The organism is Cryobacterium algoritolerans (genome assembly GCF_004402785.1).
GTDB lineage: Bacteria > Actinomycetota > Actinomycetes > Actinomycetales > Microbacteriaceae > Cryobacterium > Cryobacterium algoritolerans.
Genome location: NZ_SOFP01000087.1, coordinates 1 through 2,166 on the forward strand (window position 1 = coordinate 1; position 2,166 = coordinate 2,166).

Annotated in this window: 1 rRNA gene; it reads right to left on the reverse strand. The window is 54.6% G+C overall.

The window, feature by feature from the left end:
* Positions 1-357: 357 nt before the first annotated feature.
* Positions 358-1,879, reverse strand: a 16S ribosomal RNA gene (locus E3O19_RS17555).
* Positions 1,880-2,166 lie beyond the last annotated feature (287 nt).

Consider the following 2,166-nt stretch of genomic DNA (forward strand, 5'->3'; position numbering starts at 1 on the left):
CCGATCAAATTTAAGATGCTCGCGTCCACTGTGTAGTTCTCAAAGTACGGGCGGTACCCTCACCTGCCCACGAATGATGTGAACAGGAAAAGGTCCAGAGGAACAGATCATCCGCCGGCCCCAGGCCAGGAATGTTCCGGTCCCTCAGGACCCAACAGCGTGCATACCCGTTTCCTCCACAACCAAACCTTTCCAACCCGCTGTTGTAAACAACACCTGGCGTACTTCGTTCAATCGTGTTCTCCACGAATCAATGTCAATGTTCCACCCATGAGCGCCACCGGAAAACGTGTGTTTCCGAAATGGCTTGGCACCGTGATCTCCCTGTAGACAGAGGAGAGGTGCTGTGCTCCTTAGAAAGGAGGTGATCCAGCCGCACCTTCCGGTACGGCTACCTTGTTACGACTTAGTCCTAATCACCGATCCCACCTTCGACAGCTCCTCCCCTTACGGGTTAGGCCACTGGCTTCGGGTGTTACCGACTTTCATGACTTGACGGGCGGTGTGTACAAGGCCCGGGAACGTATTCACCGCAGCGTTGCTGATCTGCGATTACTAGCGACTCCGACTTCATGAGGTCGAGTTGCAGACCTCAATCCGAACTGAGACCGGCTTTTTGGGATTCGCTCCACCTTGCGGTATTGCAGCCCTTTGTACCGGCCATTGTAGCATGCGTGAAGCCCAAGACATAAGGGGCATGATGATTTGACGTCATCCCCACCTTCCTCCGAGTTGACCCCGGCAGTATCCCATGAGTTCCCACCATTACGTGCTGGCAACATAGGACGAGGGTTGCGCTCGTTGCGGGACTTAACCCAACATCTCACGACACGAGCTGACGACAACCATGCACCACCTGTATAGAGACCTTGCGGGGCGATTGTTTCCAACCGTTTCCTCTATATGTCAAGCCTTGGTAAGGTTCTTCGCGTTGCATCGAATTAATCCGCATGCTCCGCCGCTTGTGCGGGCCCCCGTCAATTCCTTTGAGTTTTAGCCTTGCGGCCGTACTCCCCAGGCGGGGAACTTAATGCGTTAGCTGCGACACGGAGACCGTGGAATGGTCCCCACATCTAGTTCCCAACGTTTACGGCATGGACTACCAGGGTATCTAATCCTGTTCGCTCCCCATGCTTTCGCTCCTCAGCGTCAGTTACGGCCCAGAGATCTGCCTTCGCCATTGGTGTTCCTCCTGATATCTGCGCATTCCACCGCTACACCAGGAATTCCAATCTCCCCTACCGCACTCTAGTCTGCCCGTACCCACTGCAGGCCCGAGGTTGAGCCTCGGGTTTTCACAGCAGACGCGACAAACCGCCTACGAGCTCTTTACGCCCAATAATTCCGGACAACGCTTGCACCCTACGTATTACCGCGGCTGCTGGCACGTAGTTAGCCGGTGCTTTTTCTGCAGGTACCGTCACTTTTACGCTTCTTCCCTACTAAAAGAGGTTTACAACCCGAAGGCCGTCGTCCCTCACGCGGCGTTGCTGCATCAGGCTTTCGCCCATTGTGCAATATTCCCCACTGCTGCCTCCCGTAGGAGTCTGGGCCGTGTCTCAGTCCCAGTGTGGCCGGTCACCCTCTCAGGCCGGCTACCCGTCGTCGCCTTGGTGAGCCATTACCTCACCAACTAGCTGATAGGCCGCGAGCTCATCCTTGACCAAAATTCTTTCCACCCCCAGAGATGCCTCCAAAGGTCGTATCCGGTATTAGACGTCGTTTCCAACGCTTATCCCAGAGTCAAGGGCAGATTGCTCACGTGTTACTCACCCGTTCGCCACTGATCAGAGAAGCAAGCTCCTCATCACCGTTCGACTTGCATGTGTTAAGCACGCCGCCAGCGTTCGTCCTGAGCCAGGATCAAACTCTCCGTAAATGTTTGACTGCACGAAACCCGAAGGCAACGGCACATCTAGTGTGACTGACCACCGGAATAGGCAGACCAGACACAAGTTTGAAACTGACAGAACAAATCATTACTGACTTGCTTTGTTGTTTAAATGTTTTCCAAAGGAATCTCCACCGCGGTACCCCCTAGAAAGGAGCCCCACGGCCGAGGTTTTTGGCATTTGACATTGTGCACGCTGTTGAGTTCTCAAGGATCGGACGCACCCAACCTCAGGCCACACTGTTTGACCAGCACTACGGCTTTCGCTTTGGGGC